20 protein-coding genes and 1 pseudogene are annotated in these 15534 nt (G+C 49.0%); 19 read left to right on the plus strand and 2 right to left on the minus strand.

Features of this window, described 5'->3' with window-relative positions:
* Positions 1 to 41: 41 nt before the first annotated feature.
* From ACFO1S_RS20355 to ACFO1S_RS20440, 18 genes are all read left to right on the plus strand, one after another.
* Positions 42 to 2156 (plus strand): tape measure protein, encoded by a 2115-nt coding sequence (locus tag ACFO1S_RS20355; protein WP_204601375.1) that lies wholly within the window; start codon positions 42 to 44, stop codon positions 2154 to 2156.
* Entirely contained in the window at positions 2156 to 2896 is a 741-nt protein-coding gene (locus ACFO1S_RS20360) for a LysM peptidoglycan-binding domain-containing protein (protein WP_204601376.1), read from the plus strand. Before ACFO1S_RS20355 ends, ACFO1S_RS20360 begins: the two co-directional genes overlap by 1 nt.
* Before the next feature lie 11 nt (positions 2897 to 2907).
* Positions 2908 to 3876 (plus strand): XkdQ/YqbQ family protein, encoded by a 969-nt coding sequence (locus ACFO1S_RS20365; RefSeq protein WP_204601377.1) that lies wholly within the window; start codon positions 2908 to 2910, stop codon positions 3874 to 3876.
* A complete protein-coding gene (locus ACFO1S_RS20370) occupies positions 3873 to 4181 on the plus strand; it encodes a DUF2577 domain-containing protein (protein ID WP_204601378.1) in 309 nt (102 codons plus the stop codon). The genes ACFO1S_RS20365 and ACFO1S_RS20370 overlap by 4 nt, the downstream gene beginning before the upstream one ends.
* Positions 4178 to 4579: a DUF2634 domain-containing protein gene (locus ACFO1S_RS20375; RefSeq protein ID WP_204601379.1), complete on the plus strand. Its 402-nt coding sequence runs from the start codon at positions 4178 to 4180 to the stop codon at positions 4577 to 4579. Before ACFO1S_RS20370 ends, ACFO1S_RS20375 begins: the two co-directional genes overlap by 4 nt.
* Entirely contained in the window at positions 4572 to 5654 is a 1083-nt protein-coding gene (locus ACFO1S_RS20380) for a baseplate J/gp47 family protein (RefSeq protein WP_204601380.1), read from the plus strand. Before ACFO1S_RS20375 ends, ACFO1S_RS20380 begins: the two co-directional genes overlap by 8 nt.
* Positions 5644 to 6234: a putative phage tail protein gene (locus ACFO1S_RS20385; RefSeq protein ID WP_204601381.1), complete on the plus strand. Its 591-nt coding sequence runs from the start codon at positions 5644 to 5646 to the stop codon at positions 6232 to 6234. The genes ACFO1S_RS20380 and ACFO1S_RS20385 overlap by 11 nt, the downstream gene beginning before the upstream one ends.
* Positions 6231 to 6515 carry a ketopantoate hydroxymethyltransferase gene (locus ACFO1S_RS20390; protein WP_204601382.1) on the plus strand — a complete coding sequence of 95 codons (285 nt, stop codon included), beginning with the start codon at positions 6231 to 6233 and terminating at the stop codon, positions 6513 to 6515. Before ACFO1S_RS20385 ends, ACFO1S_RS20390 begins: the two co-directional genes overlap by 4 nt.
* A gap of 3 nt (positions 6516 to 6518) precedes the next feature.
* Positions 6519 to 7886, plus strand: coding sequence for a right-handed parallel beta-helix repeat-containing protein (locus ACFO1S_RS20395; protein ID WP_204601383.1), 1368 nt, complete (start codon positions 6519 to 6521; stop codon positions 7884 to 7886).
* A gap of 12 nt (positions 7887 to 7898) precedes the next feature.
* A complete protein-coding gene (locus tag ACFO1S_RS20400; RefSeq protein ID WP_204601384.1) occupies positions 7899 to 8294 on the plus strand; it encodes a hypothetical protein in 396 nt (131 codons plus the stop codon).
* 1 nt (position 8295) lies between these two features.
* Positions 8296 to 8415, plus strand: a complete 120-nt coding sequence (locus ACFO1S_RS20405; RefSeq protein WP_378127455.1) for a CD1375 family protein — start codon at positions 8296 to 8298, stop codon at positions 8413 to 8415.
* Positions 8416 to 8449: 34 nt separating this feature from the next.
* Entirely contained in the window at positions 8450 to 8710 is a 261-nt protein-coding gene (locus ACFO1S_RS20410) for a hemolysin XhlA family protein (RefSeq protein WP_378127456.1), read from the plus strand.
* A 4-nt stretch (positions 8711 to 8714) separates the two neighbouring features.
* On the plus strand, positions 8715 to 8984 hold the full coding sequence (locus tag ACFO1S_RS20415) for a phage holin family protein (RefSeq protein WP_204601386.1): 270 nt from the start codon (positions 8715 to 8717) through the stop codon (positions 8982 to 8984).
* Positions 8981 to 9787, plus strand: a complete 807-nt coding sequence (locus ACFO1S_RS20420) for a C39 family peptidase (RefSeq protein WP_204601387.1) — start codon at positions 8981 to 8983, stop codon at positions 9785 to 9787. The genes ACFO1S_RS20415 and ACFO1S_RS20420 overlap by 4 nt, the downstream gene beginning before the upstream one ends.
* Before the next feature lie 138 nt (positions 9788 to 9925).
* On the plus strand, positions 9926 to 11134 hold the full coding sequence (locus tag ACFO1S_RS20425; RefSeq protein ID WP_204601388.1) for a hypothetical protein: 1209 nt from the start codon (positions 9926 to 9928) through the stop codon (positions 11132 to 11134).
* A 604-nt stretch (positions 11135 to 11738) separates the two neighbouring features.
* Positions 11739 to 12044, plus strand: a complete 306-nt coding sequence (locus ACFO1S_RS20430; RefSeq protein ID WP_378127458.1) for a transcriptional regulator — start codon at positions 11739 to 11741, stop codon at positions 12042 to 12044.
* Positions 12041 to 12556 carry an ImmA/IrrE family metallo-endopeptidase gene (locus ACFO1S_RS20435; protein WP_204601391.1) on the plus strand — a complete coding sequence of 172 codons (516 nt, stop codon included), beginning with the start codon at positions 12041 to 12043 and terminating at the stop codon, positions 12554 to 12556. Before ACFO1S_RS20430 ends, ACFO1S_RS20435 begins: the two co-directional genes overlap by 4 nt.
* Positions 12557 to 13530: 974 nt before the next feature.
* The gene (locus ACFO1S_RS20440) at positions 13531 to 14268 is read left to right on the plus strand and encodes a restriction endonuclease (protein ID WP_204601392.1); all 738 of its coding nucleotides are present in this window, start codon (positions 13531 to 13533) and stop codon (positions 14266 to 14268) included.
* 88 nt (positions 14269 to 14356) lie between these two features.
* On the opposite strand, the gene ACFO1S_RS20445 is transcribed toward ACFO1S_RS20440, so the two are convergent.
* Positions 14357 to 15067 (minus strand): hypothetical protein, encoded by a 711-nt coding sequence (locus ACFO1S_RS20445; protein WP_204601393.1) that lies wholly within the window; start codon positions 15065 to 15067, stop codon positions 14357 to 14359.
* A 110-nt stretch (positions 15068 to 15177) separates the two neighbouring features.
* Between ACFO1S_RS20445 and ACFO1S_RS20450 the strand changes: the two genes are divergently transcribed.
* Positions 15178 to 15375, plus strand: a complete 198-nt coding sequence (locus ACFO1S_RS20450) for a hypothetical protein (protein WP_204601394.1) — start codon at positions 15178 to 15180, stop codon at positions 15373 to 15375.
* 8 nt (positions 15376 to 15383) lie between these two features.
* Here the strand turns inward: ACFO1S_RS20450 and ACFO1S_RS28725 are convergent.
* Positions 15384 to 15506, minus strand: a pseudogene (locus ACFO1S_RS28725) (excalibur calcium-binding domain-containing protein); the annotation flags it as partial.
* Positions 15507 to 15534: the final 28 nt, after the last annotated feature.

Genomic DNA, 15534 nt, shown 5'->3' on the forward strand with positions numbered 1-15534 from the left:
CACCCTTCGGGGTGTTTTTTATTTTTCGGGAGGTGCGACAGGTGCCTACGATATCAACGACTTTGCGCTTGATGGACCGATTTGCACAACCGTTGCAGAAGGTTACAAATCAAGTCAACACAGTGATTGTAGCGCTTGAGCGAATGAGGCGGCTGATCGAAAGACCGGCCAACCTTAATTTGAACATCAATACGGCAGCAATCAATGCAAGACTAAGTGGTATCCATGTAGCTCCGATCAATGTGACGGTAAGGTTAAATACCGCACTAGCATTGGCGCAAGCCGCTACGCTAAGGGCGCAGATCATAGCCCGGATTGGCACGATAACTGCTACAATTCAGCTCAGTAGCAACATCACATCCTTACTCAATCAACTTATTACGCTCGTGCGGCAATTATCAGAAGCGGTGCGTGATATTCGACCTCCATCAGGCGGTGGAGGCGGAGGAGGTGGAGGCGGCAGTGGTGGTGGCTTTGGATTTGGTGGTCTGGGTGGTCTTGCCGCCGGGTATCTCTCGTTCGCTGGAGTCGGGTCAGCAATGCGTATCAGCGATGAGTACGTAAACACAAAGGCCCGGCTGGACTTAATCAACGATGGGCTGCAGACGACAGACGAGCTTCAATCCAAGATATTTGCGGCAGCCGATCGCGCTAGGGGTAGCTATGCCGACATGGCCGGCGTTATTGGTCGTATGGGGACGCTTGCGTCGGATGCCTTCACAAGTAACGATGAACTGATCGCTTTCTCTGAGCTTATGCAGAAATCCTTTCGAGTGGGCGGATCGAGTACCATGGAGCAACAAGCCGGCATGTACCAGCTCAGCCAAGCGATGGCTGCTGGAAAGCTGCAGGGGGATGAGTTCCGGTCCATTATGGAAAACGCGCCTATGCTAGCCGCAGCAATTGCTGATTTTACCGGGAAGAGCAAAGGCGAACTCAAAACGATGTCTGCGGAAGGTACCATTACAGCCGACATCATCAAGGGCGCAATGTTCGCCGCAGCTGACGACATCAACCGTAAATTCGAAACAATGCCGCGGACGTTTGGGGACATTTGGAATGAGGTGAAAAATTCCGCTTTACAGTCGTTTGGTCCTTTGATTGAGAGGGTTAATGCTTTTCTGAACAGTGATGCGGGTGTTCAGTTTGGAAATAGCCTTAGCCAAGCGATTCAGAGAGCAGCGGAAGTGATCGACATGCTTTTAACGGCAATGTCCAACGTATACACTTTTGTCTCTTCGAACTGGTCGACAATTGAGCCGGTCATGTGGGGCATCGTTGGAGTGATGGGGGCCTACCTGGCTATTACCAGAGCTATTACGATTGCTGAGGCGATTAAAAACGCAGTGATGAATGCAAACCCCTATGTACTGATCGCGACAGCGATTATTGGATTGATCGTTTGGCTCGTGAAGCTTTGGCAGACCAACGATAGATTTGCCGCAGGACTCTACCGCGCATGGAATTCCATTCTCGGCTTTTTTGACCAGGTGCCAATTTTTTTTGCGAAGGTCGGTTATGGCATCGCTAACGCGTTCCAGGACGCTAAAGTTAAAAGCCTCCAAATCATGGAGGACATGATTAACGGAATCATAGACGGCATCAACTGGATGATTGAAAAACTCAATCAAATCCCCGGCGTAAGCATGAAAGCGATTGGTAACGTCGAATTTGCATCGCAGGCAGCGGCAGAGGCCGAGGCGATTCGCCAAGCCGGGGAAGAGGCTGTGAAGACAATGCAGGGTAAAGCCGCAGAAAAAGCAGCTGCTCGTGAGCAGAAAGTGCAAGATATGCTTAATGATCGCCAGGCCAAACGTGCAGCTGAAGAAGCCGAACAGGCCAAACGGGATGCTGAAAAAGCCAATGAATCAACCTTTAAATTTGGTGGCGGTGGCGGTGGAATGCCAAACATCAACAAGGTGGGTGAAGTCGGCAAGATTCGAGATACTGTCGATATCTCCAGCGAGGACATAAAGATGATGCGAGAACTGGCGGAAATGAAGAACATTCAGAATTTCGTGACGTTGACGCCTCAGGTTAGCTTTGGCGACACGCACGTTCGCCAGGATGGCCGATCAGTCGATGAGATCATTGCCAACATCAGCGACCAAATGACGGAGGCTATTGCTTCTGGAGCAAGAGGAGTGTATGCGTGATGACCTATGGTATCTGGCTATCTTATAACAACCAGCAAGAAGGTTTCCAACTCCCCCTCAATCCGAGCAGCATCGAGGTCAGTGACGGAAGCAAAGGGGCGACCTACGATATCGTTAAATTGGGCGAAATCAACGTGATCAAGAATCCTAAGCTAACAACCTATCGGTTCAGCAGCATTTTCCCATCACCAAATGCACGCAGTTACTTTGTGGGTGATCGATATGTGGATCCGCTTACGAGTGCTCCGATTCTTACATCCGCTCGAACAGGCGCGTCTGATGGATCTGTAAAAGTCAAAGTGAATCCCTATGTGGATTATTTAACAAGATGGATGGCGACTAAGCGGCCCATACGTTTTGTTTTTACAGGGGATACATTCGATATTAACCAAGCTGTCAGTATTGAGTCGTTTGAGTGGAAGGAAGCGGCCGGTAGTTCTGGAGATATCGAATATACGCTCACATTGAAAAAGTACATTTTTTACGCCGCGAAGCGCGTGATCGTTAAGGCAGCGGCAACCGGTGGAGGAAACAAGATAGCTAATGCAGACAATCCCCGTGCTGATGACCGGGAGAAGCCGAAGACGTACACGCTTCGTGCCGGAGACACGCTTTGGAAAATCGCTAAGAGTGTGCTCGGGAACGGGGAGCGGTGGAGAGAGATCCAGAAGCTCAACGGCCTGACCGATGCACAGCTTAAGTCACTGGCGGTTGGGAAGGTGCTGAAGTTGCCGACGTAGGGGGGATCATTGTGATTAAGCTGCTGATGGACAATAAGGACGGCGAGCTATGGGATCTTTCCGGTATCGTATCGGATATCTCTTGGAAAACGACGCGGATCGGCCGACCTGGCAGTTTGGAGTTTACTCTTGTACGGAATGGCATTTATCAGGCAAAGGATTTTAAGATCAACACCGGAGACGTGGTAAGCTTTCGCTATGATGGCGCAAAGGTCTTTTACGGTTACGTGTTCAAGATCTCTGAGAGTGACGACGAAGCAGTAAAAATCCTTTGCTACGATCAGATTCGGTATTTGCAAAATGCCGGCACATACGCATTCGCGAATACGACGGCTTCGGACGTGTTGCGCCGGATCGCCAGTGACTTTGAGCTCAAGCTTGGACATCTCGACGATACCCGGTACGTCATACCTACGTTGATCGAGGACAACCAAAAGCTGATCGACATCTTTTGTAAAGCACTCGACCTGACGTTAATCAACGGGGGGCGCACTTATCTTTTGTACGACGACTTCGGCGCGCTATCGATTCGAGATTCCGAGAATATGCTGCTTGACTTTGTCATCGGAGACCGCAGCCTCATGACCGGTTATGGTGCTGAGCGCTCAATCGATAGCGACACGTACAACCGCATTAGACTGTACCGAGACAATAAAACGTCAGGCAAACGAGACGTGTACATCACACAGGACAGCGATAGTATCGCTAGATGGGGGCTGCTGCAGCTCTCGCAATCCGTTGACGAGAACATGAATAAGGCTCAAATCACCCAGTTGCTAGATTCGCTTATCGCGGTCAAAAACCGGGAAACCCGCACGCTGAAAATTGATGCAATTGGCGATATCAGGGTGCGCGCCGGCTGTTATGTGTCAATCGTTATTAGTGAGAGAGGAATTAACCAGCCTTTCCTGGTCGATTCTTGCAGTCATCGGTTTGACGGAGGCTCCCATACCATGTCTTTGGAGTTGAAGAACGTATGAGTATTGAAAAGCTGATGGGCGCGATTAAGCAGGCGAGCATGGGAGTGGTAGAGGCGGGGGCGCCGGTCGCCGTTCGGGTCGGCACGATCAAGAGCGTATCGCCGCTCGCGGTAACCATCGACCAGCGGCTGACACTTACGTCCGAGTTTTTGCTCCGGACCACTTCCACGCTGCCGTTGAAGGTGACGATAGGCGGCACGGACTACCCGGTGCGAGATGATCTGCAGGCTGGCGATAGGGTCGTTCTGCTTCGCGTCCAGGGTGGCCAGCAATATGTCATATTGGACAAGGTGGTGGACGGATGATACCTGTTGGTGCATCGATCGCGGACATGGTGACGGAAGAGGTCGCCCAGCCTTCCCGCACGTATAAGCTGGACTTCGTGCGCGGGCGCATTGCTGGCATGACGGATGGCCTGGATGCGGTGAAACAGACCGTGGTTAAAATTCTGCAATCGGATCGTTTCCGCTATGCGATTTATTCGTTTGATTACGGCCATGAACTCGGCGCGGTCTTGGGCGGAAATCCTCAGTACGTCCGCTCGGAGGTGTCACGGATTATTCAGGAGGCGTTGCTTCAGGACGACCGCGTTATCGCGGTACAAAATATGCAAGTGACCGTTGAAGGAGACAGCCTGACGGCGTCTTTTCTTGTCGTTTCTACGGAAGGAAGTTTTGAACAAGAGGTGAGCCGAAATGTATGAGCACATGACGTTTGACTTTATTCTGCAGCGGATGCTCTCCCGGGTGTCGGATACGATCGACAAAAGGGAGGGCAGCGTTATTTATGATGCATGCGCGCCGGCGGCCGCCGAGCTGGCACAAATGTATATCGAGCTCGACGTCAATTACAACCTCTCCTTTGTGGACACGGCGAGCGGCGAGTACCTGAGCAGGAGGACATCGGAGTTTGGCGTTAACAAGGCTGGGGCGACGCCGGCCGAACGCAAGGGGCTGTTTTACGGCACGGGGAATACGCTGATGGACGTGATGCTGGGCGGCCGGTACGCGATCGGGGATCTGACCTTTGCTGTCAAAGAGCGCATCAGCGCCGGCACGTATCGGATGGCGTGCGAGACGCCGGGTACGGTCGGCAACGAACAGTTCGGCGCGCTGCTGCCGATCGATTACGTCGCCAACCTATCCAGGGCGGTACTGGTCGAGGTGCTGGTGCCGGGCGAAGATGAGGAATCGGACGACGCGCTCCGGCAACGGTTTTATGCCGCCGTCAACGAGCCGGCATTCGGCGGTAACGTCTCAGATTACAAGCAGCGGGTCAACAGCATTCCGGGCGTCGGGGCGACCAAGGTCTACCCAGTGTGGCAGGGCGGCGGGACCGTCAAATGCACGATCATCGCCGCAGACTGGACACCGCCGTCGCAAACGCTGGTCGACGAGGTGCAGACGATCATGGATCCGACGGTCAACGGCGGGCAGGGGATCGGTCAGGCGCCGATCGATCATCTCGTGACCATTGCCGGCGTGACGGGTCTTACAATCAATGTGGAGACAACGCTTACGCTGGCGGCCGGCGTGACGCCAGGTCAGGTGCAAGCGGACGTCGAAGCCGTCGTTGCATCTTATCTCCTTGAGCTCCGGCGGGATTGGGCCAACCAACAGCAGCTTATTGTCCGGACCGCTCAGGTTGATGCGCGCATCCTGACCGTGACCGGTATCGAGGACGTGGCCGGAACGGAGATCAACGGGGATGCCACGAATCTGACCCTCGGAGCGGACGAGATTCCCACGGCGGGGACGGTGACCATCCATGGCGGATGATCGCATACTGATCCATCTCCCAGCGTTTTATTTGGGGCTCGAAGACTTCGTCGAGCTGGCTAATACCGAAACCATTGAGCTCAATCTCATGCAGGTATCGGTTGATCAACTCTTTGGCGACCAATTCGTAGAGACATCCGGGCTGCAGGCAATCAGGAGACGAGAGCAGATGCTCGGTATCAAGGCGGACCCAACTACGGAGACACTGGAGTTCCGGCGACGTCGGATCCTCAACCGGTACCAGACAAAGCCGCCGTTTACAATCCGTTACCTGCAGCAACAACTGGACATGCTCGTGGGCCTTGGGATGACGATCGTGTCTGTAGACTACGCCAACCGCGTATTGACGGTGACGGCCAATATCGACAATGCCAGCGTGTTTCGCGAGGTCTTGCATACGATCGAAACGATCAAGCCGGCCAATCTGGTTTACCAGCAAAACACAGCACTTGAGGGCGGAATAGAATTGGAAGAACATATCGGCATGAAGCTCATTACCTGGAATTACAAAATGGATGGATCGTGGCAGCTTGGGGAGAAAACGTTTATGACATTAGGACCGGAGGTGCCAATCAAATGATAGACGCCGGACTATTGCACGACTTGACCGAATACATTAACGGACGTGTGGACAAGGTCGTCATTAACGGAACCTATGAGATTACCAGTCTTCAGGTTAAGCAGGTCACGGATAATGTACTGGCGTTGAACTATATCGTTCCAGCGGCGGAGGTGTCACTGATCACGCTGGTCGAGTTGAAAGACGCTGTCAATGTGACACTAACTTCTAACACCGTCAATGTACCGATCACAGCTGACCACTTAATGCTGCAGACGATTACGGTGAGGGAGGGAACCTGATTCATGGCAAAGATAGATTGGCAAGCGAGCGACACAGTCCGTCCAGCGGACATGAACCTAATCGGGCAGGAGATCAATGAAAAAGTGGACAAGGTCGCTGGGAGAGGGTTGTCGACGGAGGATTACACAACCGCGGAGAAGAACAAGCTGGCAGGAATTGCGGTTGGAGCCAACAATTATGTGCATCCTGCCACGCATCCGCCGTCCATTATTACGCAAGACGCCAATAACCGCTTTATGACGGATGCAGAAAAGACGAAGCTCGGCGATATTGCAGCCGGGGCACAGGTGAACCGAGCGATTGCCACACAGACACAGGCGGAGGCTGGGACGGACAATTCAACGGATATGACGCCGCTGCGGGTAGCGCAGGCAATCGCAGCGCTATCCGTTGGACAACGCACCGCTACGCTTGTTGTAGCAGCCAACAACAGCAGCGCAAAGTCCAAGACTGGTGCAGATTACGTCTGTTCAGGCTTCAGTGACCAAACGACCATTAATAACGCGATCAATACACTGCCTGCGAGTGGGGGCAAAGTGCTGCTCATGGAAGGCTTGTATACCGTGAGCGGAAGCATACTGCTGAATAGTAATGTAACGTTGGAAGGTGTGGGCGCGGCCACGGTTATCAAGTTACGGAACAGTCACAATGCAAACGTGAATATCATATCAAACGCCGACACTACTAACGGTAACAGAAACATTCTAATTCGGGATTTGCTAATTGACGGGAATAAAGCGAATCAGACATCCGGTACCATGCTCGGAATTTATTTATCTATTGTTGAGTACTGTACTGTCGAGCAGACAAAGATTACGAATTTACGCAACGACGGCATCTCTATCAGCGGCAGCAACTACAACACCATTACCGGCAACGCGTGCAGCAGCAACACCACCGCTGGCATCACTATCAGCAGCGGAAACAACAACACCATTATCGGCAACACATGCATCAGTAACACTGGCAACGGCATCTATATCTTCATCGGCAACAACAACACGATTACCGACAACACTTGCAGCAGCAACACAGCCAACGGCATCAATGCCAGCGACGGCAACAACACCATTACCGGTAACACGTGCAGCAGCAACAACAATGGCATTACTAGTGTCGGAAACAACAACACCATTACCGGAAACGCGTGCAGCAGCAACACCACCGCCGGCATCACTATCAGCGGCGGCATGTACAGCAATATCCAAGGAAACACAGTGAGGAAAGGCACGGCATCGCCTACTTATGGCCTCCGAATTAGCACTGGCGTGGGCCACTACGTCACCAACAATGATTTGTACCAAAGCGGCACAACCGCGTTTTCTGACAATGGCACCGGTACTATAACTACCGCAGGAAATCGCACATAAGGAGAGACTAATATGCGCTTTAGACTAGACGACGGAAAGCCCATGTGGGCGATTGCGACCGCGCAAATAGAGCGCGAAGCGCTGGATGAGCAGGGGCAGCCGACAATTGTCACGGAGACGATTTACCTATACGACCCCTCAGAGATGGCCGAGTATCCCGACCCTGTGCTGCTCGATCAGCCGACTCCGGAGATTCTGGCACGAGGGGCAGAGATTGAGGGGCGCACCCTATCGCGGTCGGAATTCGAGCGAATGCTCTTCGAAAAGACACCGGAAGATTTGCGGCTGGAAGAAGAGACAAAGATACAACTGGCACTCGCAGAACTCGCGGAAGCACAGGAAGCTGATAAAACGGCGATGCAGCGTGCTCTTGTGGAGCTTGCAGAACTTTACATGGGAGGCACTTAACATGGCTAAGATCTACTACGAACTGATCCAAAAGGGCTTGAAGGCAATCGACGATGTGCCTATCCGCTGGCGGGCAGATGTGCAAGTGTTGCTGGATGCAGATACGCAGGGCTCCGCATAAGCGGGGCTCTTTTATATTAAGGAGGGTGGGGCAGTTGTCAGGTAATGAGGCGCAGGTTTTATCAGAGATTCGAGAGCGAATCGTCAGAGTGGAGACAAAGATCGATGCAATGACGGATGTCCGGGATACAGCGGACGAGGCAAAGGACAAGGCAGTCGAAGCTCTGGACAAGTCAAAGTCGGCACATCATCGTATCGACGACATCGCAGACAATCAACGTTGGTTATGGCGTACCGTTGTCGGAGCGATTATTGCAGTTGTAGTAGCGGCAGCAACAAAATTTAATGGGAGCTGATCATATGGATTGGAACACTATCGCAGGATTTATTGACACAAGGTTGGTTATCGTACTGGCGGCTTGCTGGGTAATTGGGTACGGCCTCAAGCGGACGCCGAGCGTACCGGACTGGAGCATTCTGTACATCGTTATCACCGCTGCGGTGCTGCTGACGGGCGGCGTGATCGGCTACACGGTAGAGGCGATTGTTCAGGGCATCATCGTCGGCGCGGTGGCCGTTGCGGGTCATCAGGCGTTCAAACAGGCGAGGGAGGGGGCCGTCGGTAAATGACTGTCTATTACAGCCAAGAGGACAAGGGATGGGCCAATATTCCCTACACGATCCGCAACGACCCCAAGCAGACGATAGGCACATCCGCTTGCGGCCCGACATGCTTCGCGATGGTCGCCAGCACTTTTGGAGACAAGCCCATACTGCCCCCGGAGGCTGCTAAGTGGGCCGTAGACAACGGCTACCGCACAGCGGACAGCGGAACTAAGTGGAGCTACTTCGCCGCTGCCGCCAAAAAGAACGGACTGACTTGTTTGCAGACGAGCAATCTGGCGACGGCTAAACAAGCTCTAGCAGCCGGTGCGCTCGTTATCGTATCGATGGGACCCGGACACCTGACAGGGGGAGGGCATTACGTCCTCATGGTCAGCATCAAAGGAAAATGGATAGAGGTCTATGACCCTAACCATGACAACAGAAAATACGGCAACGACGGGTTGATACGGCAGGGTGTAAAGGACGATGGCATTATCGAGGCGGACGAGCTGGTATTTGTGCGGGAGGCTCGGCAGTATTGGGTGTTCCCGCAGCCCGAGCCAACCAAAAACGAGGAGGACGAAGCGATGACAGATACGGAGCGCAAGCAATTTGAGGCAATGAGCAAAAAGGTGGACGAGTTGACAAGCAAAGTCACGACACTGACGATGGCTGTCAAGGATGCGACGGAGGTTAAGCCAGCGCCTGCGTGGTTTGTGAAGGAGTTCGGCGAGGGTGTTCTGTCTAAGATCAACAACCCGACCGGAACGTTGGACTTCTGGCGCTCCCTGGCTGTGTCGTTGCGGGTCATGGGTTTCAAGATTTAATCATTCGCCCGGAGGTTACGGCTTCCGGGTTTTTCCTTTCAACCTTCCAGTATATTGTAGATTCCTGTCGATTATCAGTCTGCAAATTCCTGAATTTTCCTTGTATGATGGTGGCATTACATAAGAGGAGGAACATAAATGAAGAGAGCTTTAATTCTCACGGTATTGCTGTTTCTGGGTTTTTCAAGCTTGTCGGTAACCTCTGCGAGTGCTGCTTCACCTAATGACGTTGGTTTGTTAAGGGGAAAAACTCTTAACGTATTAAATTCTTCTGGAACTCAATTGGCAACAACGGATGTTGTGACGGATGGGGTTGCTTCAACCTACATTGAGTTTCCAAAAGTGACGAGTACGTCCCAAAGCGTCTTATCGTATACATTTGATGAGCCTCAATCGATCACAGCTTTTAAGTTAAGTGCCCTTTCTTATAGATCTGGGACTTCGGATATTCCATACATAACTGTAGGTTTTTATGATTCATCGAATGTGTTAGTAGCAGAAATTGCAAGGCCATCCTTCTACGGCTCATTACAAATACTTAATGTCGCTGCTGAGAACATTACAAAAATAACATTGAAAAATACTCATACAACAAATCCTACTAGAATTTTCGAATTTGATCTTTTTAATAAGACATTCGAATCCCCACAGTACCTTGGTGGACTACTTGATAACAACTTTATGAATATTATCTCGCCAGTCTATCCCAATATGACAACAACAAATGTTATAACTGATGGAAGTTTAAGCACAGGTATGACATTTGGGAAGAGCGGCACAACCAATACAGGGGTATACCTCGACTTTCCAACAAGTGCTACAGTAAACAAATATCAAATCAGCGCAAACGTGAGTAAGTACGATGCCAGTCACCCAGCTTATAATTTTTCCGCACTATCATTAGAGTTCTATGGTGAAGATGGAAGTTTGTTATCGTCTATATATATGCCATCATCGTCAGGCCATGTCATAGAACTTGCTTCACCCGTTTCAGGAGTAACGAGGATTAAACTTTCTAGCGGAACCGCACTTGGCACAACGGTAGTCAATGATTTTAATGTGTTTGGTTTTTTTGAAGAGCCGGAAGTTCCTGTTGAACCAAGCTTTGAACGCGCGCTCCTTACGATCTACATTTCCGGTGGCCAGATCAAAGAGTACGACCTGTCTGCAGCCGAACTGAACGCCTTCCTTTCCTGGTACGATGCCAAGGACGCAGGCAGCGGCCCAGCCAAATACAAATTCGTGAAGACATGGAACAAAGGGCCGTTCAAGACACGGACCGAATACGTGATCTTCGATAAGATATTAACGTTCGATGTGGACGAGTACGAAGTAGAGAATCCATAACGATCAGCCAGGGGGCTTAGGCTCTCGGGCTATCTATAAAGAAAACCCCACTCAGCAGGTTAGTGGGGTTTTTCGATATTCGCCATCACATAATCCGGGAAGAAAATACAGTGGGGTGATTCTTAGTAGATCCCTGTTCCTGCGCGCAAGATGATAACCAACAAGATAAAGAGCACAAGAACAAAGGCTGCTGCTTGCATGCCGCCATGTCCGCCGCAGCTTCCGCCATACCCACCTACTACTCCGCTCAAGGAATTCACCACCTGTTGATTATTGTGATGTTCATCACCCGATTAGTTTATGCATGGATAAGCGTACGGTCAGTGCATTTAACCATATCGATCCATAATCCGCATCTGTAATAGACTTATCAGCCCGAGGCTTAGGCTCTCGGGCTTTTTTATGTGGCAAAAAAGATGTCCGAAAAATTAACAAAAAAACTGTTGATTTATCGGGCGGTTTTGTAGTACATTAAAGGAGGAGGAAAGATCTGGTCGCTTTTTTGCTGAGGTTTACATTCTGGAAGGAGGAACAATCCGTGTTGACCCTTTTTGGGAAATTCTGTAGGAAACTGAGAATTGACACAGGAGAGTTGCTAAAGGAAATGGCAGATAAATTGGAGGTAACCTCTTCTTACTTATCCGCCGTGGAAAACGGCAAGCGCAACGTCCCTAAGGATTGGGTGAATATATTGATTAACGAGTATTCACTGAATGCTGACGAGCAAAGAGAATTGCTCCAAGCGATTGAGGGATCTAAAATATCGAACAAGATCGATATGAAAGGCTACGGCAATGAAGACAAAACTTTGATTATGGCATTTGCACGAGAATTAAAAGATCTGGACGAGAGCAATAAGATGAAAATTCGAGAAATTCTCTCGAATCATAATAAGGGAGGATCTCGATGACCCTATACGTCGCCCAGCCGCTATCTAGGTTAAAAATTAGGGATCTTGCTGCTGATATGCGAGATGCTTTAGGAGCAAAAGATGTGAAGGAATTCCCCGTTATGGAGTTCCTGGAACACATCCTACCTCAAGTTGATCCAGATTTTATTTACCATATAATGCCCATTCATGAGATGGGTGGGCATTATGGTCTTGCTATTCCTCAAGATCATACGATTCTTTTAAGAGAAGATGTTTATGATGGGGCGGTAAAAGGAATGCCTAGACATCGGTTTACAGTTGCTCATGAAATAGGACATTATTTTTTACATACTCCGAGCAGGGTAGCATTTGCTAGGGGGAGTGCTGCAAAAAATGTTCCCCCTTACTTAAACCCGGAATGGCAAGCAAACACGTTTGCAGGTGAATTGCTTGCACCGCCCAATGTAATTAAGGGAATGAATATATTTGAGATAATGTCTCAGTGTAAGGTATCGAGACAAGTTGCAGAGATTCAAATGCGAGATTGTTAAGAGTATGTAAATGGTGGAGAGGGGGATAAGACATGAGGCTAGAAAAAATAAAATACCGCAGGCCTTGTAGAGGGCCTACGGCATAGCCGACTGTAGGTTTAGACAACCAAAAGTGCGGCCGATACATAAAAAGCTTCGACAACTTTAATGTATCACTACTGGTTGTCCTTCTGCAAGGTTTTTTTCGGTACAACCTTCGGAAGGAAGTTGATAAACATGCTAGTTTGTACACCTTTTATTACGCTACGAAATGGCAGAAAGCTGTTCGCATATGAAAAAGGACTTGAGGCATTTTGCTTTGAAGTCACCGAGGAACAGCACAAAAAGTACACCGAGAAGAAGCAGAAGCAAGAAAAAGCAGTAGACAAGAAAGACGAAAACTAAGCACTAATCTGATATCCCCACGGCTGGGGGATATTTTCATAAAACATATAAGATTGTTGGGAAGGAGGATGCTTCATGGCTCAAACTAAATCCAGCGTTAGAGGAAAGCAGACTAAGAAAATTGTACCTGTCAAACCCTACACAAAGAAAGATGGAACTAAGGTTCCCGGGCATAGAAGGTCTACTCCCAATTAATTAGCCTTTTGGCATCGTTGTAAGAAGTCTCAGCTAACGCTGAGGCTTTTTTAAATTCAACTTTACCTCACACCCCACCTTAAAGTAATAATCCCCATCATCCAGCTGAATAAAATCCCTCGTATGCTCTACGATCCGCCCGCTGCAGAACCAAATTCGCAAACGTTTGCGAATATCAAATTGTCCAAAGAGCATCTATGTAAAGGGGAGATTTCGCGTCGCTCCCTCGTAGCGGGTTCCTGCGAAAAACGCCATAACGATATCAGCTTTCGGTTTTCTCTGCTGTAGCCTCACGGGCGCTTAGGCGCCTGTCATGATTATACCGTATTGTCATAAAAGGTAAAATTATGTATCCTTGTAACTAGTCTGTATTACCTATTATAAGGAGAGTTATTATGGCTAGAAGAAGAAAGAAGCAGACTGATCCTGTTCAGGCCCTTATGGGGCTATTAATGTTAGGTTCATTCTTTGGGACAGTTTATTTGACACAATCATTTATTGCTGGATTTATCGCGATTGTGGTTGTATTTGCCATTCTCTTCATGATTATGTCCTTTGTGAATCAAGCAAGGCAAGAGCGGCTAAAGAAGTCCGGGATTGCTGATATCGACAAGATGAGTGGTCGGCAGTTTGAACTTTACCTGGGACATCTCTTCAAATCACATGGCTACTCCGTTAACGTCACTCAAGCTGCTGGAGACTTTGGAGCCGACTTGGAAATTACGAAGGATGGGCGTAAGATCGTTGTCCAGGCAAAACGCTATTCGAGGAATGTCGGGATCAAGGCTGTTCAAGAAGCGCAAGCTTCTATAGCTCATTATGGAGCCGTAGAAGCATGGGTAATCTCAAACAGCGGTTATACAGAAGCGGCTATCACGCTGGCGAAATCAAATAACGTTAGATTGATCGACCGTGAACAATTAATTGAAATGAGTCTTAAGCTAAACGCAGGGCAGACCTCTGTAGCCGCTCAAGTGGTTCAGCAGGGGCCGAAGGAAGAGGAGACAACATGTAACCGCTGCGGATCACCTATGGTCTTGAGAAAAGGGTCTAGGGGAGAATTCTGGGGCTGTTCGAACTTTCCGAAATGCAGGAACATAGTAGCAAAGCAAAACGAGGCCCGGTCTATGTGACCGTGTCTTTTTGTATTACCTTGAGGTAATATCCCCATCATCAAGCCAAAATAAAAAGCACCCGAAGGTGCTTGAGTGATTTTATTACTTAGTATGCAAAAATATCAGCCAATATCAATTCCCCAGGCTCTTCTCTCGAAAACTTGGAACTGCTGCCTAACGATGATTTTACCCTGATCTGAACTTCCTTCGAAGCTCCAATATCTATATCTTGACCGATTACACCGCTATTCGCATCAATCTTAAACTGATTGTAAACTAAGCCACTTTTTTTATCACTTACGATTACCGTGAACGGTTCTTCGCCCGATTTTACAACTGCCTTAAAGGTTAACTTTTGGAATTTTTCGTTGGTAGTCAGGTTAATAAAATCTTCATTATACCCGCTCGTAATAAGTGCATAGAATCCAGATTTATATGTCTCCCCACCTGCTGTCAGCAAATCAGGATCTGTTGTTGGGCTACCCATCGAATAGCTCTGAAAATATTTACCTTTGATTAGATCCGTCTTTCCGCTCTTTTCCCCTACAACCAAAGAGTTATTCTTAAACTCAGAAGCAAATCCTAAACTGTTCGCGAATTGAACTGCTGGAACATAGATACGTCCGTTATAAGTAATTGGGCGAATTTCTTTTCCTTTATCATCTTTAGGCGCAAAGCTTTTGCCGAGAATCTTTGTTGTAATGGCATAGTTAATTGTAGCCTTTATATTTTCAATTTTCGCTGCCGCTGTTGCTGAAGCCACCCCCAAAGCAAATACCGTAATTAATGATAAAAAAAGCACTGACTTCTTACCCAAATCAGATTCCTCCCAATTAATACATTTTTTGATTTCTTTCTAGTTATTTCGACTAATTGAAGGGTAATCCTCCTAAATGTCGAAATAATTTGAAATGGGAGGAATGGTCAATGTTTAAGAGGGGATTTTTGCTTGATACGTATGAAAAGATCCATGCTGCGATACACAACAAAACACCTGTTATGGTATGGCTCGAAGATCAGATAGTTGATTATGGTGGGATTCTTGTTGATCAAGATGAAGATGCTGTGCGATTTGAGGACGGTTCCTATATGCTTAAGGAGCCACATGATTTTCGAATTCGGTAGTTACTAGACTACTCACATGCTAGGCCGTCACCGTCGCGGTCCAGCTTTTTAGAATAACCAGGATCACTTCTATGCAGCGGGGACTTCCCAGCCTCGCGGACAGCCGCACAGTTTGGATAAATTACATTGTCTTCGTCTGTAGGTCCTACATCCTTCGAA

The organism is Cohnella boryungensis (assembly GCF_042651945.1).
GTDB lineage: Bacteria > Bacillota > Bacilli > Paenibacillales > Paenibacillaceae > Cohnella > Cohnella boryungensis.

What these genes read in the sequence shown, in the direction of transcription:
- ACFO1S_RS20380 (WP_204601380.1), top strand. Translation starts at nt 4,572, where the DNA reads ATGTATGAGCACATGACGTTTGACTTTATTCTGCAGCGGATGCTCTCC.
- ACFO1S_RS20370 (WP_204601378.1), top strand. Translation starts at nt 3,873, where the DNA reads ATGAGTATTGAAAAGCTGATGGGCGCGATTAAGCAGGCGAGCATGGGA.
- ACFO1S_RS20430 (WP_378127458.1), top strand. Translation starts at nt 11,739, where the DNA reads ATGGCAGATAAATTGGAGGTAACCTCTTCTTACTTATCCGCCGTGGAA.
- ACFO1S_RS20390 (WP_204601382.1), top strand. Translation starts at nt 6,231, where the DNA reads ATGATAGACGCCGGACTATTGCACGACTTGACCGAATACATTAACGGA.
- ACFO1S_RS20385 (WP_204601381.1), top strand. Translation starts at nt 5,644, where the DNA reads ATGGCGGATGATCGCATACTGATCCATCTCCCAGCGTTTTATTTGGGG.
- ACFO1S_RS20450 (WP_204601394.1), top strand. Translation starts at nt 15,178, where the DNA reads ATGTTTAAGAGGGGATTTTTGCTTGATACGTATGAAAAGATCCATGCT.
- ACFO1S_RS20360 (WP_204601376.1), top strand. Translation starts at nt 2,156, where the DNA reads ATGACCTATGGTATCTGGCTATCTTATAACAACCAGCAAGAAGGTTTC.
- ACFO1S_RS20400 (WP_204601384.1), top strand. Translation starts at nt 7,899, where the DNA reads ATGCGCTTTAGACTAGACGACGGAAAGCCCATGTGGGCGATTGCGACC.
- ACFO1S_RS20395 (WP_204601383.1), top strand. Translation starts at nt 6,519, where the DNA reads ATGGCAAAGATAGATTGGCAAGCGAGCGACACAGTCCGTCCAGCGGAC.
- ACFO1S_RS20425 (WP_204601388.1), top strand. Translation starts at nt 9,926, where the DNA reads ATGAAGAGAGCTTTAATTCTCACGGTATTGCTGTTTCTGGGTTTTTCA.
- ACFO1S_RS20440 (WP_204601392.1), top strand. Translation starts at nt 13,531, where the DNA reads ATGGCTAGAAGAAGAAAGAAGCAGACTGATCCTGTTCAGGCCCTTATG.
- ACFO1S_RS20420 (WP_204601387.1), top strand. Translation starts at nt 8,981, where the DNA reads ATGACTGTCTATTACAGCCAAGAGGACAAGGGATGGGCCAATATTCCC.
- ACFO1S_RS20435 (WP_204601391.1), top strand. Translation starts at nt 12,041, where the DNA reads ATGACCCTATACGTCGCCCAGCCGCTATCTAGGTTAAAAATTAGGGAT.
- ACFO1S_RS20375 (WP_204601379.1), top strand. Translation starts at nt 4,178, where the DNA reads ATGATACCTGTTGGTGCATCGATCGCGGACATGGTGACGGAAGAGGTC.
- ACFO1S_RS20405 (WP_378127455.1), top strand. Translation starts at nt 8,296, where the DNA reads ATGGCTAAGATCTACTACGAACTGATCCAAAAGGGCTTGAAGGCAATC.
- ACFO1S_RS20415 (WP_204601386.1), top strand. Translation starts at nt 8,715, where the DNA reads ATGGATTGGAACACTATCGCAGGATTTATTGACACAAGGTTGGTTATC.